The following is a 26,583-nucleotide window of genomic DNA, read 5'->3' on the forward strand; positions in this document are numbered from 1 at the left end:
CTCGTAAACTGCGGCTGCCGCGAACCGCATGACATCCACGCACCCGTGAGGGACACGCACATGGCTGACTCACCTTCCCGTCCCGACGCCGCCGGTCACGGGCCCGGTCCCGCGGCGCATCCCGGCATGCCGCGCTGGGCGAAGACGCTCGCGATCTCCGGCGGAGCCGCCCTGCTTGTGACGTTCGTGCTCATGCACGTGCTCGGCGGTGGCATGGGGAACCACTGATCGCCGTGGCCATGAACCCTCGCCTCCGCAAGGTCGCGCTCACCGCCCACGTCACTTCGTCGGTCGGCTGGCTCGGTGCCGTCGCCGTCTTCGTCGTCCTCGCCGTCGCGGGGCTGACCAGTGAGAGCGCCCAGACGGTGCGTGGCGCCCATCTCGCGATGGAGCTGACCGGCCGGCTCGTCCTGGTCCCGTTGAGCCTCGCCTCACTGCTCACCGGGGTCGTCCAGGCCCTGGGCACCTCATGGGGTCTGTTCCGCCACTACTGGGTTCTGTTCAAGCTGCTGATCACCGTTGTCGCGACGCTTCTTCTGCTGGTGCACATGCAGGTGGTCGGGTACGTCGCCGATGCCGCGGCCGAGACGAACCTGTCCAGCGGCGATCTCGTCGGGATGAGGATCCAACTGCTGGTCGACGCCGCCGCTGCCCTGCTGGTCCTGCTCGTGGCGGTCACCCTGTCGGTGTACAAGCCGAGGGGCCTGACCCGCTACGGATGGCGCAAGCAGCACGAGCAGCGAACCCAGCAGCGACCCGCGGCCCGAGGCGACCAAGCGGCAGGTCTGACCGTCTCCTGAAGTGGTTCGGCGCTGCGCGGAGGGAGGGTCGGCGGCGCCGGTGAGCGCGGCCAACGTCGGGGCGGGCAGGCTCAGTCCGCATCCGAGGCTCGTGACGAGCCTGCCGAGGGGTGTCTGTCGGCCCTGCGAAGCCGGGTCAGGAAGCGAGCGGCGCCAGCTCGGCGAAGGTCTTGCCCCCGTCACGCGATTCGTACACGCCCGTCATCGTCGCCGCGAGGACGTGGTCGGCGTTCACCGCGGTCAGAGCCTGGGGCTGCCCGCCGGGCACGGTCGTGAGCTCCTTCCACGACGTGCCGCCGTCCGCACTGCTGCTCAGCCTCCCGGACGTGCCGATGCCGAAGAGGGACTTCTCCGCGGGCCAGGACACGAACGCCTGCACCGGCCCGGCACCCTCGCCGAAGGTACGGCCGCCGTCGGTGCTGGTGGCGACACCCTCCGCCGTGGTGGCCAACAGCCTGTCCCCGGCAGGACTCACGGCGAGGTCGAGGGCCTCCAGCGCCGCCCGGTCGTCCCAGCTCCTCAGATCGCTGCTGACCCTGATCCGTCCGCCCTCGTATCCATAGACGGTGCCCCGGGCGGACTCCAGGGAGTGGAAGTCGGCCTCCCCCGACAGTGACCGAGACGTCCAGGTGCGGCCCGTGTCCTTGGTCTCGATCAGGCCGACGTTGCCGGGGCGACCGCTGCCCGGGGCGCCGTGCCCGCTGGCGATGAAGGTCTTCTCGCCGGTCACGGTGAAGCCCATGAAGTCGTCCCTGCGGTGACCGACGAGCTTCGGCTTCTGTCCCTTGGCCACGGTGTAGAGGCCGTTGTGGGTGGCGACGTACACGCGTCCGTCAGCGGGATCGACACCCAGGCCGTGCACATGGGACAGGGTCTGCGAAGACCGCGATGTACTCGCTCCGTCCCCCGTGTCCGAAGAGCCGCCTCCGCAGGCGGCGAGGACCAGAGCGGCGACGGACGCGCCCGCTGCGGCGAGCACGGGACCGATGGCGGGGCGTGCGGTCACGGAAGTTCCCTGGGGGGTACGGAGGTTGTGCTCACGGCCTGCTGGCGGCGAAGAACGGCATGGAGTCCAGTGGGACGATCTCGATGTTCTTGCCGGTGCGCGGGGCGTGGATGGCCTTGCCGTCGCCGACGTACATGCCGTTGTGCTGGTTGTCGTTGTACCAGTAGATGATGTCGCCGGGCTGCAGGTCCGAGCGTGCCACCTTGCGGCCGGCGTCGTACTGCTGCTTGACGGTACGCGGCAGTGAGACGCCCGCCGCCCGCCAGGAGGCGCCCGTCAGGCCCGAGCAGTCGAAGGAGTCGGGGCCGGTGGAGCCCCATTCATAGGGCTTGCCGAGCTGCGCGTACGCGAAGTCGAGTGCGGCCTTGGCGCGGCCGCTGGCCGGGCCGTTGTACGTCGCTGCGTCGTCGCTGGCGCCCGCGGAGGCGTCGTCGCGCTCCTGGTCGGCTTCCATCTCCGCGCGCTGGGCGGCCGTCAGGCTGTTCAGGAGCTTGCGGGCCTTGGCGAGCTTGTCCTGGACCTCGTCCTTCTTCTCGCCGGCCTTGGCGCGGGTCTCCGACAGGGCCTTCAGACGCGTCTGGGCGGCCTCGCGTTCCTGGGTGAGTTCTCGCTGCTTGGCTTGCATGGCCCGCAGGGCCTCGGCCTGCCGTCCGTTCGTACGGTCGAGCATCTGGGCCCGGTCGAGGTAGTCGTCGGGGTCGCCGGACAGGAAGAGCTGCACGCTCGGGTCGATGCCACCGTTGCGGTACTGCTCGGCCGCCAGCGGGCCTATCTTCTCCCGCAGTTCGTTGACTTGCTGCTGCTTGCGGGCCAGGCGGTCCTGTACACCGTCCACCTCGCGCTGCAGTTTCTCCTGCTTCTCGCGGATGGCGTTGTACTCCTCGGTGGGAGCCTCGGCCTCCTCGTAGAGCTTCTCGACCTGCTTGCGGACCTCGTCCACCGTCGGCTTGGGGGCCGCCTGGCTCTGCGTCGGCAGGAGGCTGACAGCACCGGCGGCCATGCCGAGGGTGGCGATCCGGGCACGGCTGGGCGGCTTCGGCCGACGGTGCGTTCCCATAGTGGTGCGACTCCTCTGCGCGGTCTGTGTACCAGGGCTGCGGGCCGGCGGCCGTCGTACCGGCGCCCAGGGCGCCGACCGGTCAGGCAGTTGAGAACTTAGTAGCTTCGTAGTTCTTATCGCAAGCGAGCACGCGTCACTTCTGTCTCACGGCGCCGGTCGGCTCCGTGAGACGGAAAGCGGTCAGCCGAGCCCAGGAGGGCAGGTGAGGAGCAGTGGCAGCAGCGGAACGGCCACGGCCGCGGCGGCCATGGATCCCCGCAGCGCGGGGTGGGGCGCCTCGCGGGGAGCGAGGACCCGCGTCAAGCGGATGAGGACGGTGTGACCGCCTGCGGCGAGCGTGCCCTTGGGGGCGCGGGCCGCGGCCATCTCGTACATCACCGTGGCCAACACCTCGTGGGAGTGGCTGCGCAGGGCCCGGTCGTCCGCGACCATCTCCAGCAGCAGTGCCGTCTGTTCTCGGGCATGACGCGCCAGGGGCAGCCATCGGAACACCGAGTGGAACGCCTCCGTGGCGGCGAGGGCGAGGTGGTGACGGCCCGCGATGTGGGCCTGCTCGTGCTCCAGTACGGCGCCGAGCTGGTCCGGGGTCAACTCGCGCACGGCCGCGTCACTGATCACGATCCGGGGGTGGCGGCCGGGCAGGCAGTAGGCGGCGGGGATGTCGTACGGCAGGACGGTGGCGCTCAGCCGTGCCGAGCGGCGACCTACCAGATCGAGGGTCTCCCGGTGCTCCGCGCGCGCCCGACGGGCGCGTGTCACATGGAAGACGAAGCTTGCCACCAGGGCGATCGCGATGGCGGCGGGTACACCGACGGCCAGTCGGCCCGCGGTGTCGGGGTCGGGTGGGCCCGATCCCATGTCGAGCCCGCAGGAGTGCAGCAGCCCCACCAGTCCCGCATGCAGGTGTTCGGTCGGCATGGCCAGGTTGTACGCCGAGAGTGCGACCCCGATCGAGAAGGACACCGCCAGCGCGTGCCAGACCGCCACCGCCAGGGCGGGTGCCCGGTGCGGCCAGCCGGCGCGCAGCATCAGGGGCGGGGCGACGAAGCCCACCACCGCCGTGTATCCGACCAGGACCGGGGCCGAGTTCATGTCCTCGCCTGTCGTCCGACGTTCCGCAGGGCCCTGCGCAGGGCGGCTTGCTCTTCCTCGGTCATGTTCTCGACGAAGTGGACCAGTGCGGCCGGGCGGTCCTTGCTCTCACCCAAGCCGTCCTCCATGAGTGCGGCGGCGTACGCCTCGCGACTGCGCACGGGCGAATACAGCCAGGCGCGACCCTGCTTGCCCCGCAGCAGCCAGCCCTTGTTGTAGAGGATGTTGGTGACGGTCATCACCGTGGTGTACGCGACGGGACGGGTCTTGTTTATGTCGTCGACGACCTCCCGCACCGTGGCCGGACGATTCCACGTCCAGAGGCGGTCCATGATCTCCGCCTCAAGATCCCCCAGCCGTCGCATGGTTCTGACTCCCTTTCACCATCGAATACGCAAGGCCATAGTAGAGGGATGGTCCTTCGGGTCCGCCGGGCGGCGGTGGATGCTCGCACCGGCCCGATCGGTGTGTTTCTCCGCGGGAGGCTTGATACCCCGGGGAGGTATCATGTCGCCGTGTCCGCCCCCGTGCTGCCCGACTTGCAGAGGATCGATGGCCTGTGCCTACGGTGACGCTGTGAAGCGCCCAGTACAGCTCGCTCGACCGCAACCGGTGTTGCGGTCCTGCGGGCTGCTCGTGGGTGCTCTGCTGCTGGGCCTGCTCGGTATGCACGGTCTCGGACCGGTCCCGGAGTCCGTGGGTGCCCACGGTCACGACCGTACGGTGACGGTGACCGCGAGCATGGACATGGACGCCGTGACGGCTGCCGCGCCCGGCACCTGCGATCACGGGGGCGGCGACTGTCAGGGGCACGCGAAGCACGCGGATCCGACCTGTGCCTCCGCTTCGGTGGCCGGCGCTCCCGGTGTCGCGCCCGTGCTGATGCCCGACGTGATGACCTGCGCCGGAGTGCCGCTGACACGTACGTCTCCGGGTGGCAGCGGACCGGACGGCGGCCGGGCGCCGCCTTTGCTCGCCGAACTCCAACTCCTGCGGATCTAGAACGGCCCGCGTGACGCCGTACGCCTGTCTTCCGGCGGCAGTTGACCTCCATGCGGGTCGCGCTGCTGTTGCCGACGTCGCGGCGCCGCGCATCGGTATGCCCTTCGCAGATTCCGATCCCAGGAGTTCGACCATGACCGCACACCGCAAGCTCATCCGCCGTACCGCCCTGACCGCCACCGCCGCTCTGGCCGCCCTCGTACTCGCCGCCTGTGGCGGCGGGGGTCACGACATGGGGTCCATGGACTCCGACTCCAGCCCGTCCACGAGCGCCTCGGCCAAGGCCGGCGACCACAACGAAGCGGACGTCGACTTCGCCGAGGAGATGATCCAGCACCACCGTCAGGCCATCGAGATGGCTGATCTGGCCGCCGACCGCGCCTCCTCGCAGGAGGTCAAGGACCTCGCCACGAAGATCAAGGGCGCGCAGGACCCGGAGATCGAGACGATGTCCGGCTGGCTCACCTCGTGGGGCGAGAAGGTTCCCGAGGACATGTCCGGCATGGAGGGCCACGACATGTCGTCCGGCATGCCCGGAATGATGAGCAGTGAGGACATGGGCAAGATGGAGAAGGCCTCCGGCGCCGAGTTCGACAAGATGTTCCTCGAGATGATGGTCGAGCACCACGAAGGCGCCGTCGAGATGGCCGAGACCGAGAAGGCCGACGGCAAGTACGGTCCTGCCGTGAAGCTCGCGGACGACGTGATCACGGCCCAGACCGCCGAGATCGAGCAGATGAACAAGATGCTCGGCAAGAGCTGACGCAGGGGCATGAACGGTGGGCACGTCGGGCGCGTCCCGGCGTCCCACCGTTTGTCGTGTTCGCCGCGAACGATGCCGAACAGTCCGTTTGCATTCGGTGAAGGGGCCTTCTCTGTGGTGTCGTCGGTCTCGCCGGGTGTCAGGCGTGTCCCTGCGTGGCTTGTTCACGCACCGTTCTCGTCGAGCGGTACGCCAGGGACTCCTGGGACGGGTTAACATCACGACGTGATTACGGCCTGGTCTCCCTCCGGTATGCAGCGGAGCCGCTCAACAGCGGCTCTGTGGCGTCTGCTTGGCCTGGGCCTCTTCCTCTTCGGGCTGCTGTATACGCACGCCGTCACGCCCGACGCCACGGTGGGTCACCTCTCCGTCGGCGAGAGCATTGCCGTTTCCGGCGATCATTTTGAGCCTGCCGTGAACCACGAAACGGTTGCGAGTGCCACGTCGGTGGTCGTCGGCGCGACGCCCGAAGATCCGTCGGCGGGCCATCACGGCGGTCACGGGCAGGACCATGCCGGTGCTGAGTGCGCGCTGGGGCAGCCTCCGCACGGACCCGACCTGGCCGTGCCCTGCCTGTCTCCGCTGAGCTCGGAGGGCCACGACAACGCTCTGCCCCGGCCGGCGTACGCCCGTCTCGCCGAGGCCCGGGACTTCATGGCCCCGACCACACATGCGGCGGACTCCGCGGTTCTGCGTATCTAGGTCGGCGCCTCCCGAACCGGTCGACTTCTTCCGGGGAATCACCACCTGGCCCGAGGCCGTGGTCGTGTCCTCTCCGGCGGCCGGTTCATGGCGTCCGACCTCCTCCGCACGGCGTACTTCTGCGTGACGCGGGGATGGTCGACGCCCCCTCCACCACCCCCCACTGATCTCTGTCCCTGCCGTGAGCTTCCGGCCGGGGCAGCAGCCGCGCGGAGGACCTGTGCCGCCCACCCCTGCCATCGTCCCCACCCCTGCCTCGACGGCGTGCTCGTCCCGGCGGAGTCGACTCGTCTGGACCACGCTGTACGCCCTGTTGCTCGGGCTGCTGGCGTGCCTCGGTGATCAACTCCATACGCCGGAGCGGCCGTACGGCCACCTGGCCGCCGCGTCGAGTGAAGTCCCGTCCCCCGAGAGGAACTTCGAGGGCGACGGCATCGACGTACCCGAACTGCCCGGCCGTTGTACCGGCGCCCGTTCCGAGGCCGCGGCGTTGTCCTCGGCTCGTGTCCCACCGCCTACGGCGACCGCCGCGTCACTGACGGACGTGCCGGAGGTCCTCTCGCACGATCCCCGTGGGGCCGTGCGAAGACTCCTGCCGAGCGGTGGCCGGTCCGCTCTCGTCTCCCTCTGCCAGTGGCGCATATAGACGTCGCCCTGGCCGGCCGGCTCCCTGCCGGACCGCCGCGCGCCGCGCATGTGCCGACGCGCGAGATGAGCATCCACAGGCATCCGCATCGAACGAGAGCGAAAGAGATGCACTCTCTGACCACGAGTGACTTCACCCCCGCCGCCTCCACCCTCTCCGGGCTGGTCGGCAATACCCCTGTTCTGCGCGTATCCCAGCCCTTCTCCCCGCCCGACCGGGGCTTCTGGGCCAAGCTGGAGGGCTTCAACCCCGGCGGCATCAAGGACCGTCCCGCCCTGCACATGGTCGAACGGGCCCGGGCCCGCGGTGACCTGCGGCCGGGAGCTCCGATCATCGAGTCGACCAGCGGCACACTCGGCCTCGGCCTCGCCCTGGCCGGAATGGTCTACGGACACCCCGTCACCCTGGTCACCGATCCGGGCCTGGAACCGTCCATGACCCGGCTGCTCACGGCTTACGGGGCGACGGTCGACATGGTGCCCGAGCCGCACCCCACGGGCGGCTGGCAACAGGCCCGCCGCGACCGGGTGGTCGAACTGCTGGCACGAAGCGCCGGAGCCTGGTGTCCCGACCAGTACGGCAACCCGGACAACGTATCCGCCTACACCCCGCTCGCCCTCGAACTCGCCTCGCAGGTGGGCCACATCGACGTACTGGTCTGCAGCGTCGGGACAGGAGGCCACTCCGCGGGCATCTCGCGCGTTCTGCGCCAGCTGTACCCCGAGATGAGTCTGGTCGGCGTGGACACCGTGGGCTCGACCATCTTCGGCCAGCCCGCCCGGCCACGCCTGATGCGTGGTCTCGGCTCCAGCATCTACCCGCGCAACGTGGCGTACGAGAACTTCAGCGAGGTGCACTGGGTGGCGCCGGGCGAATCCGTCTGGGCGTGCAGGCAGTTGGCCGCCTCGCACTACGCCACGGGCGGGTGGAGTGTCGGCGCGGTCGCGCTGGTGGCCGGCTGGCTCGCCCGTACGACTCCTGCGAGCACCCGCATCGTGGCGATCTTCCCCGATGGACCCCAGCGATATCTGGAGACCGTGTACGACGACGAATTCTGCGCCGATCGTGGGCTGCTGGGGGTGACGCCCGCGCCCGAACCGGAGGTGGTGGGCAGGTCGGACGAGAAGGAGGTCACCCGGTGGACCCGCTGCACGACGGTCAGTGACCCCGTCTCCCTGATGGCGGACGCGGCCGACGCCGAAGGCAGGGCGCGGTGAAGGCGATGCTCACGCAGGTCCGTTCGTACGAGCGGAGCGTCCAACTGCTTCTGGTGAACCAGTTCACCATCAACCTCGGCTTCTACATGCTGATGCCGTACCTGGCCGCCCACCTGTCCGGATCACTCGGCCTGGCCGGCTGGCTGGTCGGACTCATCCTGGGTGTACGGAACTTCAGTCAGCAGGGCATGTTCCTCATCGGCGGCACCCTGGCGGACCGATTCGGCTACAAGCCGCTGATAGTCGCCGGATGCGTGCTGCGCACGGCGGGCTTCGCCACCCTCGGTCTGGTCGACTCGGTTCCCGCGCTGCTCGCCGCCTCGGCGGCGACCGGCTTCGCGGGAGCGTTGTTCAACCCGGCCGTACGCGCCTACCTGGCGGCCGACGCGGGGGAGCGCAGGGTCGAGGCGTTCGCCCTCTTCAACGTCTTCTACCAGGCGGGCATCCTGCTCGGCCCGCTGGTGGGGATGCTGTTGACCGGCTTCGACTTCCGGATCACCTGCCTCGTCTCGGCGGCGGTCTTCGCGCTGCTGAGCGTCGTACAGATTCGCGCGCTGCCGACTCGTCGGGCGGACGACTCGGCGAACGTGAAGGCCGAGGGCCGGGAGCGAGTGCTGTCCCAGTGGGCCGGGATCCTGCGCAACCGCGCGTTCCTGCTCTTCTCCACGGCCATGATCGGCTCGTACGTCCTGTCCTTCCAGGTCTACCTGGCGCTGCCCCTGGAGGTACGACGCCTCGGCGGGGACGGCGAGTTCGGGACCGCGGCCGTCGCGATGCTCTTCGCGGCCTCGGGTCTGGCCACGATCTTCGGCCAGACCCGGGTGACCGCGTGGTGCAAGGCGCGACTGGAGCCCGGACAGGCCCTGGCCTGCGGGCTGTTGAGCATGGGCCTGGCCTTCGTACCGCTGCTCGCGGCGACGGCCGTGCCCGTGCCGGACGAGGGCATGGGACGCTGGCTCCTCGCCGCCGTACCGCCGACGCTGGCCGCACTGCTGCTGGCCTTGGGCACGATGATCGCGTACCCCTTCGAGATGGACACCATTGTCCGGCTCTCGGGTGACCGCCTGGTGGCCACGCACTACGGCCTCTACAACACCATCTGCGGTGTCGGCATCACCCTGGGGAACTTGCTGACCGGCGCGGCCCTCGACGCCGCCCGGTCGGCCGGCATGTCCGCGCTGCCCTGGCTGGCGCTGCTCGTCCTGGGACTGGCCTGCGCCGGGTCCCTGTACGGGCTGCACCGGGCCGGTCGTCTGACGTACGCGGAACCTGAGCGTCAGACGGCTGCGGTCTGACCCAGATCCGCTGTCGGGGCGAGGCGAGGGGCCGACGCCGCTCGCCTCGCCCCATTCCTGCCTCGGTGGCGCGGGCATGCTCAGCCCGCGTACGTCACCGTCGGCACCACCGGCCCAGGGCCGGAGCACGGCGTTCACGGTCGAGGCCGGATCGTCGCCGGGAGTTCGGGACACCGAATCCACCGGGCACCAAGGAACGGCGCTGATTTCCGGGGGCGTATTCCGGTCGTCCCGAGATGAATTCCGGCGGGCGATTCGTGGCGATGCTGTGAAGATAGTGCAACGCTCTTTCGTGTGGTGGCGCTTTATCAGCCTTTCGGTGCCGATTCGGACGCGACGGATCCGGGGACGAAGGGTTGCGGCAAATTACGTCGTGCCGTAGTTACGTGAATCATGAACCTGTTCACCCGTGCTGCGTCCCTGCGCCGCCCGGCACCCCCCACAGCCGACCAACTCCCCCACGAGTCACCGGCGTTCGCTCCCACCGGCCCGTCCGATCCCACCCTGGCGATGCTGACCGGCGAATGGATGATCGACGCGGCGCACAGCCGTATCGGCTTCTCCGTCCGCCATGCCTTGGTGACGACCGTGCGCGGGGCCTTCACGGAGTACCAGAGCCGGCTCTATTTCGACGGCCGTGATCCGGCTCGCTCACGGGCCGAGATAGTCCTGTCCACCGCCTCCGTCGACACCGGTGTGGAACAACGTGACGCCCACCTGATGGGCCGCGATTTCCTGGACGCCGCGAACCATCCACGTATGCGCTTCGTCAGTACGGGGGTGCGACGGGTGGACAACGATGTCTATCGCATGTCCGGCGAACTCACCATCAAGAGCATCACCCGTCCCGTCGATCTGGAACTCACCTATATAGGACACGTCATGGACCCGTTCGGATATGAGCGGGTCGGTTTCGACGGGACGACCACCATCAACCGTTCCGAATGGGGCCTTACGTACAACCAGCGACTGGCGGAGGGCGGCGCCATGGTGAGCGAGAAGGTGCGCCTGCAATTCGACATCGCCGTGATCCGCTCGACTTCCGGCGGCTGACGACCCGTCGACCTCCCCCGGAGCCAGGCCCGCACGGTGGGCGGGCCGGGATCCGGGGACCCCACTTTTGAACACGTTCAAGCAGGAGCGTACGCTCCCCGCATGAGCGACAGAGCCGCCCTGTTGAAGGGCATCCGTGCGTGGCTGGTCTTCTTCGTCGTCTGTCTGGTGCTGAGCGGGGCCACGGCCTTCCCGCTGGTCCATGAGCTGCGGTGGACCGAGGAGTTGTTGCGGTCGCTGTCCGTCGGGGAGTACCTGCCGACGCTCGTGGAGTGGATCGAGCGGGTACGGGCGGGGCTCGACGAGGCCGATGCCGAATACCCGTTCCTCCTGTACGGCACGGACTGGCTCGCCTTCGCGCACCTCATGATCGCGGTGGCCTTCTACGGCCCCTACCGCGATCCGGTCCGCAACATCTGGGTCGCCGAGTTCGGCATGATCGCCTGCGCGGGGATCATCCCGCTGGCACTGATCTGCGGGCCGATCCGCGGCATTCCCTTCTGGTGGACGGTGATCGACATGTCGTTCGGGGTGTTCGGGGTGATCCCGCTGTATGTCGTACGGCGGCGGATCAAGCGGCTGGAGGCGCTCACGCACGGGTGGGACCAGAAAACTGTTATCCCGGCGGCCTCCACGCCGTCTCCCTAGGCATCCCCTGTTTCCCCACGTACAGGAGTGAGCCGTATGAGCAGTGTGATCTCCGCCTCGGAGGTTCCCCACGTCACGGAGATGGCTGAGAAGGTACGGAACACAGCCGAGTGAACAGGGTGAGCCCAGCAGGACCGGAAGGAACGTACGTGGACGGGCGGCAGTGGCGCTCCACCATCGCGGCCGCGCAGGCGGGGGACCGGCGCGCCCTGGACGAGCTGGTCGAGGGCTGGTTGCCCCTCGTCTACAACATCGTCGGTCGGGCCCTCAACGGCCACGCCGACGTCGACGACGTCGTGCAGGAGACCATGCTGCGCGCTGTCGACAACCTCGACACGCTGCGCGATCCGGACAGCTTCCGCTCCTGGCTGGTCGCGATCGCGATGCGGCAGATACGGGACCGGGCGCGCCGCCGTACCGCCGACCCGCTTGACGACAGCGACGCCCACGGCGCCGCCGACTTCGCCGAACTGACCGTGCTGCGGCTGCAGCTGGAGGGCCAGCGGAAGGAGGTCGCGGAAGCGGTCCGCTGGCTCGACGACGAGGACCGCCAGCTGCTGTCGCTGTGGTGGCTGGAGGTCGCGGGCGAACTCACCCGGCGCGAACTGGCCGCCGCCGTCGGCATCAGCCGACAGCACGCGGCGGTGCGCGTACAGCGGATGAAGGCCCGCCTCGAAACCGCGCGCGGCATCGTCCGCGCCCTCGACTCCTCCTGCTCCGACCTGGGCCGGGCCACCGCCCGCTGGAGCGGGCAGCCCGACTCGGTGTGGCGCAAGCGCATCGCCCGGCACATCCGCGGCTGCGCCCGCTGCGACGGCCACGGCCGCCCCGGCGAAGTCGTCGTCCCCGCCGAACGCCTCCTCGTCGGGCTCGCCCTGCTCCCCGTCCCCGTCGGCTTCACCCTCTCGCTGGCGTTCGGCGGGAAGACCGCCGTCGCGGCGACCGCCGCGACCGCCTCGGTGGGCTGGTCCGCCAAGATGCTCGGCGTCCTCGCCAAACCCGCCGTCGCGGTGACGGCGGGCGCGACGATCGCCGCCGGCGGCGCGTACGTGGTGACGCAGCCCCCGGGCGACCGGACCCCGCAGGCCGCGCCCACCGCGCTGAGCACGGCTCGCTCGCCCGCGCTCTCGTCGGCCCACTCCCCGTCGCCCTCCACCTCGCCGTCCCCCTCGTCCTCGCCGTCCCCCTCCCCGACGAAGAAGACCGACCTGTACGGCAGTGTCGTCGACGCCGTGGACACGGCGCCGGACCCGGACACCCCGCCCGCCGCCCTCCCGCGCCGGCCCGAGTCCGGCCTCACCAGCAGCGGCGGCGCGCGGACCGTCATGAACCACCGCGGCGACAACGTGACCTTCACGGGCGAGGGCTATGTCCTGGTCCGCTGGCAGATCTCGCCCCAGTACCGGGCGGGTGGCCTGGTCATGCCGTCCTGGACCGGCCTGAAGGGCAAGCTCTTCCACGTCGCCTCCGGCGGCGGCCGCCGCATGGACGACCCGACGTCCGCCGACGGCAAGACCTCCGGCATGGGCGGCCCCGACACCGGATACACCGTCCTCCCCGACGGCACCCAGCAGATGTGGCAGAACGAGTACTTCTACCTCGACGGCACGGTCACCCTCACCGTGAACGAACGCGGCGCCGACTACGGCATCGCCGTCGGTCCCTCCACCTGGGACGCCATCACCGAGGACATCACCTACGGCCCCGACCAGGGCGCCCGCCGCTACGGCCTCGTCCGCGACAACGGCAAGGACTCGGCACCGGTACCGCAGTACGTCACGCGGGAGAAGCCGGAGGATGCGGCGACGGTGGCTCAGCGGTCGGAGGTGTAGCGGTCGGAGGTGTAGCGGTTGGCGGCGGGGTGATCGGTGGCGGGGCGATCGGTGGACGAGTGCTTGGTTTTGGGATGGTCGGTCGTGCGGCAGTGGTTTCGTCGGCCCCCTGCGGCAGCCGTCTGCGGCACGCGTCCTCCTGCGCGGCCATGACCTCGTCACCGTGCAGATGCGCCCACGTGCCGAACGCCTCGATCGGGGCGAGCAACGTCCCTGCGAGCGCGGTCAGCCGGTAGTCGACCCGGGGCGGCGCACCCCCGTACGCCCGCCGCGCCACCAGCCCGTTGGACTCCAGTCTGCGCAGGGTCTCCGTCAGCACCTTGGGGCTGATTCCGCCGATCCGTACACGCAGTTCGCTCGGTCGGCTCGGCCCGTGCCGCAAGGCCCACAGCACCACCGGGTTCCAGGTGTTGGCCAACAGGTCGAAGGCGAGGCGGGCCCGGCAGTCGGCGAGCGGGGTGTCGGAGGGAGGGGTGTCGGAGCGTGGGTCGATGGCTTCGGTCACTTACCGAATGGTGCCCGAAGGGCTTCCTACTGTCGTGGCATCGGTTCGAGCGCGGCGGACCACGACGGAGAGGGAGGCACATCCATGCGTATCGGGATCCTGGGCGCGGGCGGTATGGCGGACGCGTTGGGCACGAGGTGGGTGGCGGCCGGGCACGAGGTCTTCGCCGGCGGCCGGGACGCGACCCGTGCGGCGGCGGAATACGGGGAGGACGTGGTGCTGGTGGCGTTGCCGTGGCGGGCGGCCGTGGACGTCGTCGCGGGACTTCGGGAGGTGCTGCGCGGCCGGGTGCTGATCGACTGCACGAATCCGGTCGGCCCGGGTTTCGTGCTGGAGACGGTGAACGGGCCCTCCGTGTCCGCGCGTCTCGCCTCCGCCGCCCCCGACGCCCAGGTCGTCAAGGGGCTCAACCTCTGCCACGAGGACGTCTGGCGCATGGCACCTCCCGTGTTCGACGGCCGTCCGCTCGCGGTTCCGTTGTGCGGTGACGATGCGGGTGCGTTGTCCGTCGTACGACGCCTCGTGCGTGACCTGGGGTGTGAGCCGCTCGACGCGGGGGGTCTGGCGCGGGCGGGGCTGTTGGAGGCGACCGCCGCGTTGTTGATCGGGTTGTGGGTGGGGGAGGGGGCGGATGCGCAGGCGATCGCTCCGCCGTACGCGGCTGCGGGGCGTCGTTGAGCGCCTGAGAGCGCGGGGGGACGCGTTGCATGGCGACCGCGGGTGCGTCGTGGTTGCTCGCGCGGTTACCGCGCCCTTTACGGGGCTAGCCGCGGTTCCCCGCGCCCCTTACGGGGCTGGCTCTTCCGCAGTGCGCACAGCGCGTCGACCCGGTTCGTCGTGATCGAGTCGACGCCCAGGGCCATCAGCCGGCTCATCGAGCGTCGGGTGTCGGGGGTCCAGACGGAGAGGAGGTAGCCGTCGCGGTGGATGCGGTCCGCCAGGGCGCGGGTGACCAGGCCGAAGCGGTAGTTGAGCCAGCGGGGGCGTATGGCGTCGAGGAGGGCGGGGCGCGGTGGGGCAAGGGTTTTCCAGGTGAGGGCGATCTCGGCGGTGGGGGCGGCGGCGCGGACGGCCAGCATGGTGGGCGGGTCGGCGCTGTAGTAGACGCGGTCCTCGGCCTCGCACTCCCGTACGACGTCGAGGATCTGCCGCACCGCCCGCGGGTTCACCGCGCCCGGCAGGTCCACCATGACCCGGCTGTCCCTGGTGGTGAGCAGCGCGTCGGCCAGCGTCGGCACCCCGTCGGCCGTCAGACCGCGCAGCTCCGCGGCGGAGAGCGAGGCCAGCGGCCGGTCCAGCTCCCAGAGCCGGTTCAGCGTCGAGTCGTGGAGCAGGACGGGCACACCGTCACGGGTCGTCCGTACGTCGAACTCGACGGCGTCCGCGCCCAGTTCGAGCCCGGCCCGCAGGGAGTCGAGCGTGTTCTCACGGTGGCGGTAGGGGGCGCCGCGATGGGCGACGGCTGTCACGGTGCGCATGGGGTTGATTGTGGTCCCGATCGGGTCAGGGGGTCAGCCAGGCCGACGTGTAGGTGTCGATCTCGGCGGAGATGCGGGCCTTGCCGGGCTCGTCGAGGAAGGACGCCTCCACCGCGTTCTTCGCGAGGGCGGCCAGGCCCTGCTCGTCCAGGTCGAGGAGGCGCGCGGCCACCGCGTACTCGGTGTCGAGGTCGGTACCGAACATCGGCGGGTCGTCGGAGTTGATGGTCACCAGGATCCCGGCCCGCACGAACTCCTTGATGGGGTGCTCGTCGAGGGTGCGGACCGCACGCGTCGCTATGTTCGAGGTCGGGCAGACCTCCAGGGCGATGCGGTGCTCGGCGAGGTGGGCGAGCAGTTTCGGGTCGCGGGCCGAGCTCGTGCCGTGCCCGATGCGCTCCGCGCGCAGGTGGGTGAGCGCGTCCCAGACCGTCTCGGGGCCGGTGGTCTCACCGGCGTGCGGTACGGAGTGCAGCCCGGCCGCGATCGCCCGGTCGAAGTACGGCTTGAACTGCGGCCTCGGCACGCCGATCTCGGGCCCGCCGAGCCCGAACGACACCAGCCCCTCGGGCCGCACCCGGTCATCGGTGGCGAGCCGGGTCGTCTCCTCGGCGGCCTCCAGACCCGCCTCGCCGGGGATGTCGAAGCACCACCGCAGTACGGTGCCGAACTCGGCCTCCGCCGCCTTGCGCGCGTCCTCGATCGCCGCCATGAAGGCCAGTTCGTCGATCCCGCGTCGGGTGGAGGAGAACGGCGTGATGGTCAGCTCGGCGTACCGCACCTGTTGCCGGGCCAGGTCCCGGGCCACCTCGAACGTCAGCAGCCGGACGTCCTCCGGGGTGCGGATCAGGTCGACGACGGACAGATACACCTGGATGAAGTGGGCGAAGTCCGTGAACGTGAAGTAGTCCGCGAGCGCCTCCGGGTCCGTCGGCACCTTGGAGTCGGGGTGCCGGGCGGCCAGTTCCGAGACGATACGGGGGGAGGCGGAGCCGACGTGGTGCACGTGCAGTTCGGCCTTGGGCAGGCCCGCGACGAACGCGCGCAGATCGCGGGTGCCGGAGGTGCCGGGCGCGGCGGTCGTGCCGGGAACGGCGGGGGTGACGGGCACGCCCTGCGCGGTGCGGTTGTCGGTCAAGGTCCCTCCCCGGGAACGGCGTCCGCCCCGGACCGTGGTCTGCGTCGGGGACGCGGGTGATCGGCTGATCGATGACTCGGGGATCATCGTAGGCGGCGGCCCGCACGCTGAACCCCGGGCCTTAGCATGACCGAACGTACAGCTGAACGCGTACGTCGGAGAAAACGACGCAGAACGGCACGGAACGTTACAGGGGGATCCACGTATGTCGTCCGATGAGGCACCGACTCCGGAGACACCGTCCGACTCGCAGCCGGACCCGTGGGCACCCCCGCAGGACCGTGCCCCGACCCCGTCGACGGTGGCCGAGGGCGTCGCGCTGCCGACGGTGGCTGACGGTGTCGCGCAGCCGACGGTGGCCGAGGGGGCGGGACTGCCGACCGTGGCCGACGGCGTTCCTCTGTCGGCCGCGCCGGACGCCGACTCGGAGCCCGAGGACGCGATTCCGGCCGCGAAGGTCACGTTGGACAAGCCCGCAGCGTCTGAGGGGCCCGCCGACTCCGCCGACCCCGCCGAGCCCATTGCGGACGCCGGTTCGATCGCGTCGAGCGCGCCGGTTACCGCCGCCGGTTCCGCCGAGTCGAGCGCGTCGTCCGCGTCCGCCGGGCTCTCGGGGTTCGCCGGGTCAACCCCGGCTGCTGCCCCCGCCACCCCCACCCCCACCCCGGCCCCCCGCGACCCATGGGCCACACCGACCGACACCCCGGTGCCGAGACCCACCCCGCCCCCGTCCTCGGTGCATGACCAGCTGACGGTCGCGTCCATGTCGGGCGTGGACGCGAGCGCCCCGGTGCCGCCCGGCACAGGCGCGCCGACGCCTCCCCAGGCCCCCATGACCCCGCGGCCCTGGGCCGGCCCCGGCGGGTTCGCGCCCCCGGGCGGCGCGCAGCCCGCCATGTCCTCCACCCCCGCCCCCAACCCGTTCGCCCCGCCCGCGTCGAACGCGTCCTTCCCCCCACCCGCGCCCCACGCGTCCTTCCCGCCGCCCGCAGCCGGCGCCCCCTTCGCCGCATCCGGACCCGCCCCCGGAGCCCCCGGCGCCGCGGTCCCACCCCCGCCCATCAGCCCCGAAGGTCCCGGCCAGGTCCCGTACGGCTATCCCCAGTACTCGGCGTACCCCGGCGTCCACGCTCACCCCGGCGTCGGCTACCCCGGCCCCGGCTACGCCTGGCCCGCGATGGCGGCGCCGCCGAGCAACGGCATGGGGATCGCGGCGATGGTGCTCGGTATCTGCGCCGCCGTGCTGTTCTGTCTGTGGCCGCTGGCGATCCTGCTCGGGGTCATGGCCGTGATCTTCGGATGCGTAGGCCGGGCCAAGGCACGCCGGGGCGAGGCGACTAACCCGGGGCACGCGCTGGCCGGGATCATCTGCGGAGTGGCCGGCATCCTGCTGGGCATCGGCTTCATCGTCCTCATCATCGTGGCGCCGGACAGCAGTGACTACGACTCGGACCCCGATCCCTTCGACGACGGCTACTCCACATCCCTGTCCCTGGTACTGCAGGCCGGGGACGGCGAGGCGGCCCCCGCCGCCGAGGTGTCCTCGCCCGGCATCCGCTAGGCGTCGACCCCGCTCAGCAGCCGCTCCCGGGCCGCCATCAGCGCGAAGCCCAGCAGGTTGGGGCCCCGCCAGCGGGCGGGGTCCATGGCACGCTCGTCGTCCGCCGCGAGGCCGATGCCCCACACGCGGTCGAGGGGGCTGGCCTCGACGAGCACCCGGTTCCCCGTGCCCAGGAGGAACGCCCGCAGGTCGGGGTGGGCGGCGAACTTGTGGAAGCTGCCCTCGACGACGATTCCGTAGCGCTCCCGCTCCCATATGGCGTCGTCGAAGCCGCGTACGAGCCGTCCGATCTTCTTGGCCTGCGCGGGGCTCGACGCCGCGACGGCCTCGCGCTCCGCCTCCGTGTCCCCGAACAGCCGGGCCTTCGACGCCATCATCCAGTGCTCGGCCGTCGCGTACCGCACCCCGTCCAGCGTGAACGGCGACGGCCACCACTGGCTCAGACAGCTCGCGCCGATCTGGCCGTCGGCCCGTGGTCGGTGGCCCCAGAAGTGCAGGTACTTGACCCTTGCCCCCGTGCGGACCGCTCCGGTGAGCGTGTCCCAAGAATCGATCTTCTCCATGCCGACGAGTCTGGCAGCCGCCACTGACAATCCGTCCTCGATTTTCCGCCCCGACTGGACACGTGGTCGACAGATTTCGTCGCGTAACCAAAAGGCAACAACGGAATCACTTGTTGGTGCGGCACCGCTCTGTCAGGATCGGCACTCAAATCGATCTGGAGCTACGCCACCTGCCCCCCGGGACAGAGGGGGTACCGGCGGAGGAGAGCGACATGCGGAACCCGGGCACCGCCACCCCCGACCGATTTCCCGCCCAGGAACGCTTCGCGGACGGCGCGCAGTACATCGCCGGCCGCCTGGCGAAGGGCACATCGGGGCACACCCACGCGGTCGTCGACCCCGCGACCGGCGACGAGGTCTTCACGTACGAGACGGCCGGCCCGGCCGACGTGGACGCGGCCGTAGCCGCCGCCCGAGAGGCGTTCCCCGGCTGGGCCGCCACCACGCCCGGCGAGCGTTCCGACGCGCTGCACCGCTTCGCCGCGGTCCTGGCCGAGCGGGCGGAGGAGTTCGCGCGGGCCGAGTCGCTGCAGTGCGGGAAGCCGCTCAAGCTGACGCGCGAGTTCGACGTGCCGGGCACCATCGACAACACCGCCTTCTTCGCGGGCGCCGCCCGCCATCTGCAGGGCCAGTCGGCGGGCGAGTACTCCGGCGACCACACCTCGTACGTCCGCCGTGAGCCCATCGGCGTCGTCGGTTCCATCGCGCCCTGGAACTACCCACTCCAGATGGCCGCCTGGAAGATCCTCCCGGCGATCGCCGCGGGCAACACGATCGTCCTGAAGCCCGCCGAGCTGACCCCGCTCACCTCGCTGCTCTTCGCGCAGGCCGCCACCCACGCGGGCATCCCCGACGGCGTGATCAACATCGTCACCGGCACCGGCAAGGAGGCCGGCGAGCACCTCGTCGGGCATCCCGACGTGGCCATGACCTCCTTCACCGGGTCCACGGCGGTGGGGAAGCGCGTGGCCGAGATCGCCACGGCCACCGTCAAGCGCATCCATCTGGAGCTGGGCGGCAAGGCCCCGTTCGTCGTCTTCGACGACGCCGACCTGGAGGCCGCCGTCAACGGGGCGGTCGCGGGCGCCCTCATCAACACCGGCCAGGACTGCACGGCCGCCACACGCGCGTACGTACAGAGGCCGCTCTACGAGGAGTTCGTCGCCAGGACGGCCGCCCTCATGGAGACCGTCCGGCCGAGCGACCCCTTCGCCCCGGGCACCGACCTCGGGCCGCTGATCTCACACGCCCAGCGCGACCGCGTCGCCGGGTTCGTCGAGCGGGCACGCGCGTACGCACGCGTGGTCACCGGCGGTGAGGCGCCACAGGGGGCGCTCAAGGACGGTGCGTACTATCGGCCCACGCTCATCGCGGACGCGGCCCAGGACAGCGAGATCGTCCAGTCGGAGATCTTCGGTCCGGTGCTCGTGGTCCTGCCCTTCGACAGCGACGACGAGGGCATCCGGCTCGCCAACGACACGCCGTACGGTCTCGCCGCCTCCGCCTGGAGCCGGGACGTGTACCGGGCCAACCGTGCGACACGGGAGATCAAGGCCGGGTGCGTGTGGGTCAACGACCACATCCCCATCATCAGCGAGATGCCGCACGGCGGATACAAGGCCTCCGGCTTCGGCAAGGACATGTCCGCGTACTCGTTCGAGGAGTACACCCAGATCAAGCACGTCATGTTCGACAACACGGCGATCGCCAGGAAGGACTGGCACCGCACGATCTTCGGGGACCGCTAGCCAGCCCGGAGACCGGCCGCCCGACCCCCGGCCGGTCTCCGCTCATCCTCCCGAAAGGGCACCTCCGAAAGGGCATCACGCGCATGGAGCAGTTCGAGCCCGACCGCCTGTCCCCGGCCCAGGTGGCCGCCATGCGGCGCAGCCTCAGGAACGGCAGGGCCACACTCAGCCGCCGTTCGCTGCTGCGCGCCGGAACCGGCGGCGCACTCGCGATCGGCGGGCTCGGGGCGCTGAGCGCCTGCGGCATCCCCGCGGCGAAGAACACCTCGGGCGTCTCGTCCGAGGACCACTCGGCCAAGGAGAAGGAGGTCAACTTCTCCAACTGGACCGACTACATGGACGTCGACGACAGCGGCAAGCACCACCCCAGCCTGGACCAGTTCACCGCGCGCACCGGCATCAAGGTCAAGTACACCGAGGACATCAACGACAACGTCGACTTCTTCGGCAAGATCAAGCCGCAGCTCGCCGCCGGTCAGGACACCGGGCGCGACCTGATCTGCGTCACCGACTGGCTCGCGGCCCGGCTGATCCGCTTCGGGTGGGTCCAGAAACTGGACGCCTCCCACCTGCCTCACGCCTTCATGAACCTCTCCCAGCAGTTCCGCAGCCCCGACTGGGACCCGGGCCGGGCCTACTCGTACCCCTGGCAGGGCATCTCCACCGTCATCGCCTACAACAAGAAGGCACTCGACGGCGAGGAGGTCGCATCGGTCTCCGACATGCTCGACAACCCCAAGCTCAAGGGCCGGATCGGCTTCCTCTCCGAGATGCGCGACAGCGTCGGGATGACCCTGCTCGACATGGGCAAGGACCCGGCGAGGTTCACCGACGACGACTACGACGCGGCGATCGCCCGTCTCCAGAAGGCCGTCGACCAGGGCCAGATCCGCCGCTTCACCGGCAACGACTACATCTCGGACCTCACCAAGGGCGACTTCGCGGCCTGTATCGCCTGGGCCGGCGACGTGGTCCAGCTCAAACTTGACAGCCCGGACGTCGACTTCGTGATCCCCGACAGCGGCTACATGACCTCGACGGACAACCTGCTGATCCCGAACAGGGCCCGGCACAAGACCAACGCCGAACGGCTCATCGACTACTACTACGAGCCGAAGTCGGCCGCCGAGCTCGCCGCGTACATCAACTACGTGTGCCCCGTCGACGGCGTGAAGGAGGAGCTGGCCAAGATCGACGAGGACGCGGCGAACAACCCGCTGATCATTCCCGACGCGGCCATGGCAGCCAAGTCCCACGCCTTCCGCTCCCTCAGCCAGAAGGAAGAGACGGCGTACGAAGAGAAGTTCGCGAAGCTGACAGGGGCGTGACCAGGACGATGAAGACCACAGACAACGGCAGCGGGGACGTCCGCCTCTCCGGCATAGGCAAGACCTACGGCTCCTTCACGGCCGTCCACCCGCTCGACCTGACCGTGCCGGAAGGTTCCTTCTTCGCCCTCCTGGGCGCCTCCGGCTGCGGCAAGACCACCACCCTGCGCATGATCGCCGGCCTGGAGGAACCCTCCTGCGGAACGGTCTCGCTCGGCGACCAGGACGTGACGAACCTGCCGCCGTACAAGCGGCCGGTGAACACGGTCTTCCAGTCGTACGCCCTCTTCCCGCACCTCGACATCTTCGAGAACGTCGCCTTCGGTCTGCGTCGGCGCGGCATCAGGAGTGTGAAGAAGCAGGTCGAGGAGATGCTGGAGCTGGTCCAGCTCGGCGAGCAGGCGCGCAAGAAGCCGCATCAGCTCTCCGGCGGCCAGCAGCAGCGCGTCGCCGTGGCCCGCGCGCTGATCAACCACCCCAAGGTCCTCCTCCTCGACGAGCCCCTCGGCGCCCTCGACCTCAAGCTGCGCCGCCAGATGCAGCTGGAGCTGAAGCGCATCCAGACCGAGGTCGGCATCACGTTCATCCATGTCACGCACGACCAGGAGGAGGCCATGACCATGGCCGACACGGTCGCCGTGATGAACGCCGGCCGCGTCGAGCAACTCGGCTCCCCGGCCGACCTGTACGAGAACCCGCAGACCACCTTCGTCGCCAACTTCCTCGGCACCTCCAACCTCATCGAGGCCGAGGTCGACTCCAGGAGCGGCGACGACATCGTGCTGAAGGCGGGCGACGGCAAACTCGTCCTGCCTGAGTCGCGTTGCGGCGCGCCCACCGCGACCGGCGGCAAGGTCCTCGTCGGGGTCCGCCCGGAGAAGATCACCCTCACGCACGCGGACGACGCCGGGGAGATCCCGGTCGGCCGCAACCGCATCACCGGCAGGATCGCCGCGACCAGCTTCATCGGCGTCTCCACGCAGTACGTGATCGACAGCTCGGTCTGCCCCGAGTTCGAGGTGTACGTCCAGAACATCGACCGCGACGACCGGCTCGTCCCCGGCGCCGACGTCGTCCTGCACTGGAACCCGGCCCACACCTTCGGCCTGGACGCCGACCAGGACATCGACGCCGGTGTGGAAGAGGGGACGGCCGTCTGATGCCGACGCTCACCGAAGCCGAGGCGCCACCGCCCCTCGCTCCCGTCCCGACGGCGAAGCCGCCCCGCAAGAGGGGCCGCTGGACGCCGTATCTGCTGCTCGTGCCCGGCCTCGTCTGGCTGCTGGTCTTCTTCGCGATGCCGCTGGTCTACCAGGCCTCCACGTCCGTGCAGACCGGCTCCCTGGAGGAGGGCTACAGGGTCACCTGGCACTTCGCGACCTACTGGGACGCGCTGTCCGAGTACCACCCGCAGTTCCTGCGCTCGGTGCTCTACGCGGGCTCGGCGACGATCCTGTGCCTGCTGCTGGGCTATCCGCTGGCGTACCTGATCGCGTTCCGCGCGGGCCGCTGGCGCAATCTGATCCTGATCCTGGTGATCGCCCCGTTCTTCACCAGCTTCCTGATCCGCACGCTCGCCTGGAAGACGATCCTGTCGGACAGCGGCCCGGTCGTCGGCGCCCTCAACGCGCTGCACGTCCTGGACGTCACCAGCTGGCTCGGCCTCACGGCCGGGGACCGCGTGCTGGCCACCCCGCTCGCGGTGGTCTGCGGCCTCACGTACAACTTCCTGCCGTTCATGATCCTGCCGCTCTACACCTCCCTCGAGCGCATCGACGGGCGGCTGCACGAGGCGGCCGGCGACCTGTACGCGAAGCCGTTCACGACGTTCCGCAAGGTCACCTTCCCGTTGTCCATGCCCGGTGTCGTCTCCGGCACGCTGCTCACCTTCATCCCGGCGAGCGGCGACTACGTGAACGCCGAACTCCTCGGCTCCACCAACACCCAGATGATCGGCAACGTCATCCAGAGCCAGTTCCTGCGGATTCTCGACTATCCGACGGCGGCGGCCCTTTCGTTCATCCTCATGGCCGCGATCCTCCTCATGGTCACGGTCTACATCCGCAAGTCCGGGACGGAGGATCTGGTTTAAATGGCCTTCCTCAACTGGCTCAAGCGCCGTCTCGTGGTCATCGCGGGACTGCTGACGCTCGGTTATCTGCTTCTTCCGAATGTCGTTGTCACGGTGTTCTCCTTCAATCAGCCGAAGGGCCGTTTCAACTACGAGTGGCAGGAATTCTCCACGGCCTCCTGGACCGACCCGTGCGGCGTGGCCGACCTGTGCGGCTCGCTCGCGCTCAGCCTCCAGCTGGCCGCCTGGGCGACCCTCGGCGCGACCGTCCTCGGCACGATGATCGCCTTCGCGCTTGTGCGGTACCGCTTCCGCGCGCGGGGCGCGGTCAACTCGCTGATCTTTCTTCCCATGGCGATGCCCGAGGTCGTGATGGCCGCCTCGCTGCTCACCCTGTTCCTCAATCTGGGTGCGCAGTTGGGATTCTGGACGATCCTGATCGCCCACATCATGTTCTGCCTGAGCTTCGTCGTCGTCGCCGTCAAGGCGCGCGTGATGTCGATGGACCCGAAACTGGAGGAGGCCGCGCGCGATCTGTACGCCGGTCCCGTCCAGACCTTCGTCCGGGTCACCCTGCCGATCGCCGCCCCGGGTATCGCGGCGGGCGCGCTGCTCGCCTTCGCGCTCTCCTTCGACGATTTCATCATCACCAATTTCAACGCGGGCTCGACCGTCACCTTCCCCATGTTCGTCTGGGGTTCGGCGCAGCGCGGTACGCCCGTCCAGATCAATGTCATCGGTACGGCCATGTTCCTGATCGCCGTACTGTTCGTGATGGCCGGAATGGTCATCGGAAACCGCCGGAAGAAGCAAAAGGCATAAGCCTCTGTTGATTCTGTAGGGAGTTGAAATCATGGCCCCGAGCGCCATGAACCGCTGGACGAAGTCCCTCTCCGACGCACAGCCGGTCCCGTACTGGCTCGAAGACCCCGGCAAGCCCCACCCCGAGCCCGCGCTCACCGGCGCCGAGACCTGCGATCTGCTGGTCGTCGGCGGCGGCTACAGCGGACTGTGGACCGCGCTCATCGCCAAGGAGCGCGACCCGCGACGGGATGTCGTCCTGCTGGAAGGCCGTGAGGTGGGCTGGGCCGCCTCCGGCCGCAACGGCGGCTTCTGCGCCGCCTCGATCACCCACGGCCTGGCCAACGGCCTCGCACGCTGGCCCGCCGAGATCCACAAACTCCAGGAACTGGGCGCCCGCAACCTCGACGAGATCGAGGCGGCGGTCGCCCGCCACGACCTCGACTGCGACTTCGAACGCACCGGCGAGATCGACGTCGCCACCGAGACGTACCAGGCATGGGAGCTGCGCGACTGGTACGACGAGATGGAACGCGAGGGCCTCGCCGACGGCATCGAGTTCCTCGACGCCGACGCCGTCCGCGACCAGGTCGCCTCACCCACCTTCGAGGCGGGCCTGCACGACCGACGGGGCGTCGCCATGCTGCACCCCGCCAAACTCGCCTGGGGCCTGAAGCGGGCCTGCCTGAACCTCGGCGTCCGCGTCTACGAGCACACACCCGCCCTGACCCTGAAGGCCTACGGCGCCGGCATGGCCGTCCGGACCCCCTACGGCCACGTCCGCACCCGCCAGGTGGCGCTCGGCACGAACATCTTCCCCAGCCTGGTCAAGCGCGTCCGCGCGTACACCGTCCCCGTCTACGACTACGCGCTGATGACCGAGCCGCTGAGCGCCGACCAACTGGCCTCGATCGGCTGGAAGAACCGGCAGGGGCTCGGGGACTCGGCCAACCAGTTCCACTACTTCCGGCTCAGCGCCGACAACCGGATCCTCTGGGGCGGTTACGACGCGGTCTACCAGTACGGCGGCCGGGTGCGCGCCGAGTACGACGACAGGCCGGAGACGTACGCCAAGCTCGCCGGGCACTTCTTCACCTGCTTCCCGCAGCTGGAGGGCGTCCGCTTCACCCACGCCTGGGGCGGCGCGATCGACACCTGCTCCCGCTTCTCCGCGTTCTTCGGCACCGCCCACCACGGCAAGGTCGCCTACGCGGCCGGCTATACGGGGCTGGGGGTGGGCGCCACCCGGTTCGGCGCGGACGTCATGCTCGACCTGCTCGCGGGGGAGCGCACGGAGCGCACCGAACTGGAGATGGTCCGCAAGAAGCCGCTGCCGTTTCCGCCGGAGCCGTTCGCGTGGACCGGCATCGCCCTCACCAAGTGGTCCCTGGCCCGCGCCGACTCCCACGCGGGCCGCCGCAACCTGTGGCTGAAGGCGATGGACCGGCTGGGGCTGGGCTTCGACAGCTGAGCGCGTGAGGTCGCACTGGGCGGCTCGCCCGGCCGACAGTGAGGGCGTGAAGGCGCACTCGTGATCAAGAGGCGTACGCCCTGCTCAACGGCTATGACTCCATTCACCACCAACAAATGGTCCGAACCCGCGTAATGCCCGGCCGGAACCTCTGTTTGTGCTCCTGACGCGAAACAGCGTCCGAAGGAGCTCTACAGAGAGGAAGGTCCCTGTCATGACTGGGGCCAAGACGGCGGTCGAGTGGCTGGCATCCGTATCACCGGATCCCGCGGCCTGCCGCTGGGAGTGGGAGCGCAACCCCCTGGGGGTCGCCCTGCTTCCGGCGGGCAGGGCCTGGGACGTGCTGATCCTGCCGGGCGGACTCGGCTACCCCACGCTCGACGTCCTGTCCCGCATCATCGACCAGCCCGGACCCGTGCTCGTCGACTTCGGTGACGACCGCATGGGTTTCTTCGTGCCGCCGGGCACGGCGTCCCGGTGGCTCGGCACGGGTGTGCGCAGCGCGGGCCACGGCACCTGGATCGTGGTGCCGTACCCGGGCCGGCAGACCGGCGGCGTCCGCTGGCTGGTCCCGCCGGACGGCAGCGGCACCCTCACCGACCCGGCGCTGCTCGAACTGGCGATGCACGAGGCGGCGGCGAGCCTGGCGAGGGACGAGGACCGGTAGCCGGGGGCTGACAGCCACGCGTCGTGACGGCGGCCGTCCCCCGGCCGCGCCGCGCTCGCGTCGGCCGCCCGCGCGGCCGACGCGGAAGTCACCCGGCAGAACACCCGAGGACGTCACCTGGCAGAACACCCGAGAA

The 26,583-nt window shown here is 69.9% G+C and carries 27 protein-coding genes and 1 pseudogene; 19 read left to right on the forward strand and 9 right to left on the reverse strand.

Annotated features, from left to right (window positions below; genetic code table 11):
* The first annotated feature begins 60 nt into the window (after positions 1-60).
* Positions 61-228, forward strand: a complete 168-nt coding sequence (locus JIX55_RS36055) for a hypothetical protein (protein ID WP_257567409.1) — start codon at positions 61-63, stop codon at positions 226-228.
* An 11-nt stretch (positions 229-239) separates the two neighbouring features.
* Positions 240-800: a hypothetical protein gene (locus JIX55_RS36060; RefSeq protein WP_257567410.1), complete on the forward strand. Its 561-nt coding sequence runs from the start codon at positions 240-242 to the stop codon at positions 798-800.
* A 136-nt stretch (positions 801-936) separates the two neighbouring features.
* Here the strand turns inward: JIX55_RS36060 and JIX55_RS36065 are convergent, their stop codons facing one another.
* From JIX55_RS36065 to JIX55_RS36080, 4 genes are all read right to left on the reverse strand, one after another.
* On the reverse strand, positions 937-1,806 hold the full coding sequence (locus JIX55_RS36065) for a F510_1955 family glycosylhydrolase (RefSeq protein WP_257567411.1): 870 nt from the start codon (positions 1,804-1,806) through the stop codon (positions 937-939).
* A gap of 31 nt (positions 1,807-1,837) precedes the next feature.
* On the reverse strand, positions 1,838-2,863 hold the full coding sequence (locus JIX55_RS36070) for a C40 family peptidase (RefSeq protein WP_257567412.1): 1,026 nt from the start codon (positions 2,861-2,863) through the stop codon (positions 1,838-1,840).
* Positions 2,864-3,046: 183 nt separating this feature from the next.
* Positions 3,047-3,958, reverse strand: a complete 912-nt coding sequence (locus JIX55_RS36075; protein WP_257567413.1) for a M56 family metallopeptidase — start codon at positions 3,956-3,958, stop codon at positions 3,047-3,049.
* A complete protein-coding gene (locus tag JIX55_RS36080; protein WP_257567414.1) occupies positions 3,955-4,323 on the reverse strand; it encodes a BlaI/MecI/CopY family transcriptional regulator in 369 nt (122 codons plus the stop codon). The genes JIX55_RS36075 and JIX55_RS36080 overlap by 4 nt, the downstream gene beginning before the upstream one ends.
* Positions 4,324-4,534: 211 nt before the next feature.
* On the opposite strand from JIX55_RS36080, the gene JIX55_RS36085 reads away from it, so the two are divergent.
* Both JIX55_RS36085 and JIX55_RS36090 read left to right on the forward strand, forming a co-directional pair.
* A complete protein-coding gene (locus JIX55_RS36085; protein WP_257567415.1) occupies positions 4,535-4,960 on the forward strand; it encodes a DUF6153 family protein in 426 nt (141 codons plus the stop codon).
* A 133-nt stretch (positions 4,961-5,093) separates the two neighbouring features.
* On the forward strand, positions 5,094-5,723 hold the full coding sequence (locus tag JIX55_RS36090) for a DUF305 domain-containing protein (protein WP_257567416.1): 630 nt from the start codon (positions 5,094-5,096) through the stop codon (positions 5,721-5,723).
* 267 nt (positions 5,724-5,990) lie between these two features.
* Here the strand turns inward: JIX55_RS36090 and JIX55_RS36095 are convergent, their stop codons facing one another.
* Positions 5,991-6,224, reverse strand: coding sequence for a hypothetical protein (locus JIX55_RS36095; RefSeq protein WP_257567418.1), 234 nt, complete (start codon positions 6,222-6,224; stop codon positions 5,991-5,993).
* A gap of 421 nt (positions 6,225-6,645) precedes the next feature.
* On the opposite strand from JIX55_RS36095, the gene JIX55_RS36100 reads away from it, so the two are divergent.
* From JIX55_RS36100 to JIX55_RS36125, 6 genes are all read left to right on the forward strand, one after another.
* The gene (locus JIX55_RS36100) at positions 6,646-7,071 is read left to right on the forward strand and encodes a hypothetical protein (RefSeq protein ID WP_257567419.1); all 426 of its coding nucleotides are present in this window, start codon (positions 6,646-6,648) and stop codon (positions 7,069-7,071) included.
* 107 nt (positions 7,072-7,178) lie between these two features.
* Positions 7,179-8,288 (forward strand): PLP-dependent cysteine synthase family protein, encoded by a 1,110-nt coding sequence (locus tag JIX55_RS36105; protein ID WP_257567420.1) that lies wholly within the window; start codon positions 7,179-7,181, stop codon positions 8,286-8,288.
* A gap of 5 nt (positions 8,289-8,293) precedes the next feature.
* Positions 8,294-9,583 (forward strand): MDR family MFS transporter, encoded by a 1,290-nt coding sequence (locus JIX55_RS36110; protein ID WP_443046607.1) that lies wholly within the window; start codon positions 8,294-8,296, stop codon positions 9,581-9,583.
* Between the two features lie 393 nt (positions 9,584-9,976).
* On the forward strand, positions 9,977-10,636 hold the full coding sequence (locus JIX55_RS36115) for a YceI family protein (RefSeq protein WP_257567423.1): 660 nt from the start codon (positions 9,977-9,979) through the stop codon (positions 10,634-10,636).
* Between the two features lie 102 nt (positions 10,637-10,738).
* Positions 10,739-11,284, forward strand: coding sequence for a hypothetical protein (locus tag JIX55_RS36120; RefSeq protein ID WP_257567424.1), 546 nt, complete (start codon positions 10,739-10,741; stop codon positions 11,282-11,284).
* Between the two features lie 149 nt (positions 11,285-11,433).
* Positions 11,434-13,116 (forward strand): sigma-70 family RNA polymerase sigma factor, encoded by a 1,683-nt coding sequence (locus JIX55_RS36125; RefSeq protein WP_257567425.1) that lies wholly within the window; start codon positions 11,434-11,436, stop codon positions 13,114-13,116.
* A gap of 133 nt (positions 13,117-13,249) precedes the next feature.
* Here JIX55_RS36125 and JIX55_RS36130 read toward each other — a convergent pair.
* A pseudogene (locus JIX55_RS36130) lies at positions 13,250-13,609 on the reverse strand (winged helix-turn-helix transcriptional regulator); the annotation flags it as partial.
* A gap of 96 nt (positions 13,610-13,705) precedes the next feature.
* Here JIX55_RS36130 and JIX55_RS36135 point away from each other — a divergent pair.
* Entirely contained in the window at positions 13,706-14,299 is a 594-nt protein-coding gene (locus JIX55_RS36135; RefSeq protein WP_257567426.1) for an NADPH-dependent F420 reductase, read from the forward strand.
* Positions 14,300-14,376: 77 nt separating this feature from the next.
* Here the strand turns inward: JIX55_RS36135 and JIX55_RS36140 are convergent, their stop codons facing one another.
* Together JIX55_RS36140 and JIX55_RS36145 are read right to left on the reverse strand one after the other, a co-directional pair.
* Positions 14,377-15,099, reverse strand: a complete 723-nt coding sequence (locus tag JIX55_RS36140) for a glycerophosphodiester phosphodiesterase (RefSeq protein WP_257567427.1) — start codon at positions 15,097-15,099, stop codon at positions 14,377-14,379.
* A 25-nt stretch (positions 15,100-15,124) separates the two neighbouring features.
* Positions 15,125-16,237, reverse strand: coding sequence for an adenosine deaminase (locus JIX55_RS36145; RefSeq protein WP_257567428.1), 1,113 nt, complete (start codon positions 16,235-16,237; stop codon positions 15,125-15,127).
* Positions 16,238-16,442: 205 nt separating this feature from the next.
* Here JIX55_RS36145 and JIX55_RS36150 point away from each other — a divergent pair, with 205 nt between their 5' ends.
* Positions 16,443-17,798, forward strand: a complete 1,356-nt coding sequence (locus JIX55_RS36150) for a DUF4190 domain-containing protein (RefSeq protein WP_257567429.1) — start codon at positions 16,443-16,445, stop codon at positions 17,796-17,798.
* Here JIX55_RS36150 and JIX55_RS36155 read toward each other — a convergent pair.
* Complete coding sequence (locus JIX55_RS36155; RefSeq protein ID WP_257567430.1) at positions 17,795-18,361, reverse strand: NADAR family protein; 567 nt, start codon at positions 18,359-18,361, stop codon at positions 17,795-17,797. The two genes, JIX55_RS36150 and JIX55_RS36155, sit on opposite strands and share 4 nt — an antisense overlap.
* Before the next feature lie 212 nt (positions 18,362-18,573).
* Between JIX55_RS36155 and JIX55_RS36160 the strand changes: the two genes are divergently transcribed.
* The 7 genes from JIX55_RS36160 (at position 18,574) to JIX55_RS36190 (ending at position 26,447) form a co-directional block, all read left to right on the forward strand.
* On the forward strand, positions 18,574-20,109 hold the full coding sequence (locus tag JIX55_RS36160; RefSeq protein ID WP_257567431.1) for a gamma-aminobutyraldehyde dehydrogenase: 1,536 nt from the start codon (positions 18,574-18,576) through the stop codon (positions 20,107-20,109).
* An 83-nt stretch (positions 20,110-20,192) separates the two neighbouring features.
* On the forward strand, positions 20,193-21,437 hold the full coding sequence (locus tag JIX55_RS36165) for a polyamine ABC transporter substrate-binding protein (RefSeq protein WP_257567432.1): 1,245 nt from the start codon (positions 20,193-20,195) through the stop codon (positions 21,435-21,437).
* Between the two features lie 8 nt (positions 21,438-21,445).
* A complete protein-coding gene (locus tag JIX55_RS36170) occupies positions 21,446-22,597 on the forward strand; it encodes an ABC transporter ATP-binding protein (protein ID WP_257567433.1) in 1,152 nt (383 codons plus the stop codon).
* The gene (locus tag JIX55_RS36175; protein WP_257567434.1) at positions 22,597-23,529 is read left to right on the forward strand and encodes an ABC transporter permease; all 933 of its coding nucleotides are present in this window, start codon (positions 22,597-22,599) and stop codon (positions 23,527-23,529) included. The genes JIX55_RS36170 and JIX55_RS36175 overlap by 1 nt, the downstream gene beginning before the upstream one ends.
* Positions 23,530-24,330 (forward strand): ABC transporter permease, encoded by an 801-nt coding sequence (locus JIX55_RS36180; RefSeq protein ID WP_257567435.1) that lies wholly within the window; start codon positions 23,530-23,532, stop codon positions 24,328-24,330. It abuts the gene before it with no gap.
* 31 nt (positions 24,331-24,361) lie between these two features.
* Positions 24,362-25,780 carry an NAD(P)/FAD-dependent oxidoreductase gene (locus JIX55_RS36185; protein WP_257567436.1) on the forward strand — a complete coding sequence of 473 codons (1,419 nt, stop codon included), beginning with the start codon at positions 24,362-24,364 and terminating at the stop codon, positions 25,778-25,780.
* A gap of 214 nt (positions 25,781-25,994) precedes the next feature.
* Complete coding sequence (locus JIX55_RS36190) at positions 25,995-26,447, forward strand: hypothetical protein (protein WP_257567437.1); 453 nt, start codon at positions 25,995-25,997, stop codon at positions 26,445-26,447.
* The last annotated feature ends 136 nt before the right edge of the window (positions 26,448-26,583 follow it).

The organism is Streptomyces sp. DSM 40750 (assembly GCF_024612035.1).
Classification (GTDB): Bacteria; Actinomycetota; Actinomycetes; order Streptomycetales; family Streptomycetaceae; genus Streptomyces.

Excerpts from the sequence above, each read along its gene's own strand:
- JIX55_RS36120 (WP_257567424.1), top strand. The coding sequence starts at position 10,739 with ATGAGCGACAGAGCCGCCCTGTTGAAGGGCATCCGTGCGTGGCTGGTC.
- JIX55_RS36135 (WP_257567426.1), top strand. The coding sequence starts at position 13,706 with ATGCGTATCGGGATCCTGGGCGCGGGCGGTATGGCGGACGCGTTGGGC.
- JIX55_RS36150 (WP_257567429.1), top strand. The coding sequence starts at position 16,443 with ATGTCGTCCGATGAGGCACCGACTCCGGAGACACCGTCCGACTCGCAG.
- JIX55_RS36090 (WP_257567416.1), top strand. The coding sequence starts at position 5,094 with ATGACCGCACACCGCAAGCTCATCCGCCGTACCGCCCTGACCGCCACC.
- JIX55_RS36180 (WP_257567435.1), top strand. The coding sequence starts at position 23,530 with ATGGCCTTCCTCAACTGGCTCAAGCGCCGTCTCGTGGTCATCGCGGGA.
- JIX55_RS36160 (WP_257567431.1), top strand. The coding sequence starts at position 18,574 with ATGCGGAACCCGGGCACCGCCACCCCCGACCGATTTCCCGCCCAGGAA.
- JIX55_RS36055 (WP_257567409.1), top strand. The coding sequence starts at position 61 with ATGGCTGACTCACCTTCCCGTCCCGACGCCGCCGGTCACGGGCCCGGT.
- JIX55_RS36175 (WP_257567434.1), top strand. The coding sequence starts at position 22,597 with ATGCCGACGCTCACCGAAGCCGAGGCGCCACCGCCCCTCGCTCCCGTC.
- JIX55_RS36140 (WP_257567427.1), bottom strand. The coding sequence starts at position 15,099 with ATGCGCACCGTGACAGCCGTCGCCCATCGCGGCGCCCCCTACCGCCAC.
- JIX55_RS36075 (WP_257567413.1), bottom strand. The coding sequence starts at position 3,958 with ATGAACTCGGCCCCGGTCCTGGTCGGATACACGGCGGTGGTGGGCTTC.
- JIX55_RS36170 (WP_257567433.1), top strand. The coding sequence starts at position 21,446 with ATGAAGACCACAGACAACGGCAGCGGGGACGTCCGCCTCTCCGGCATA.
- JIX55_RS36060 (WP_257567410.1), top strand. The coding sequence starts at position 240 with ATGAACCCTCGCCTCCGCAAGGTCGCGCTCACCGCCCACGTCACTTCG.
- JIX55_RS36155 (WP_257567430.1), bottom strand. The coding sequence starts at position 18,361 with ATGGAGAAGATCGATTCTTGGGACACGCTCACCGGAGCGGTCCGCACG.
- JIX55_RS36105 (WP_257567420.1), top strand. The coding sequence starts at position 7,179 with ATGCACTCTCTGACCACGAGTGACTTCACCCCCGCCGCCTCCACCCTC.
- JIX55_RS36185 (WP_257567436.1), top strand. The coding sequence starts at position 24,362 with ATGGCCCCGAGCGCCATGAACCGCTGGACGAAGTCCCTCTCCGACGCA.
- JIX55_RS36110 (WP_443046607.1), top strand. The coding sequence starts at position 8,294 with ATGCTCACGCAGGTCCGTTCGTACGAGCGGAGCGTCCAACTGCTTCTG.
- JIX55_RS36190 (WP_257567437.1), top strand. The coding sequence starts at position 25,995 with ATGACTGGGGCCAAGACGGCGGTCGAGTGGCTGGCATCCGTATCACCG.
- JIX55_RS36115 (WP_257567423.1), top strand. The coding sequence starts at position 9,977 with ATGAACCTGTTCACCCGTGCTGCGTCCCTGCGCCGCCCGGCACCCCCC.
- JIX55_RS36070 (WP_257567412.1), bottom strand. The coding sequence starts at position 2,863 with ATGGGAACGCACCGTCGGCCGAAGCCGCCCAGCCGTGCCCGGATCGCC.
- JIX55_RS36165 (WP_257567432.1), top strand. The coding sequence starts at position 20,193 with ATGGAGCAGTTCGAGCCCGACCGCCTGTCCCCGGCCCAGGTGGCCGCC.
- JIX55_RS36080 (WP_257567414.1), bottom strand. The coding sequence starts at position 4,323 with ATGCGACGGCTGGGGGATCTTGAGGCGGAGATCATGGACCGCCTCTGG.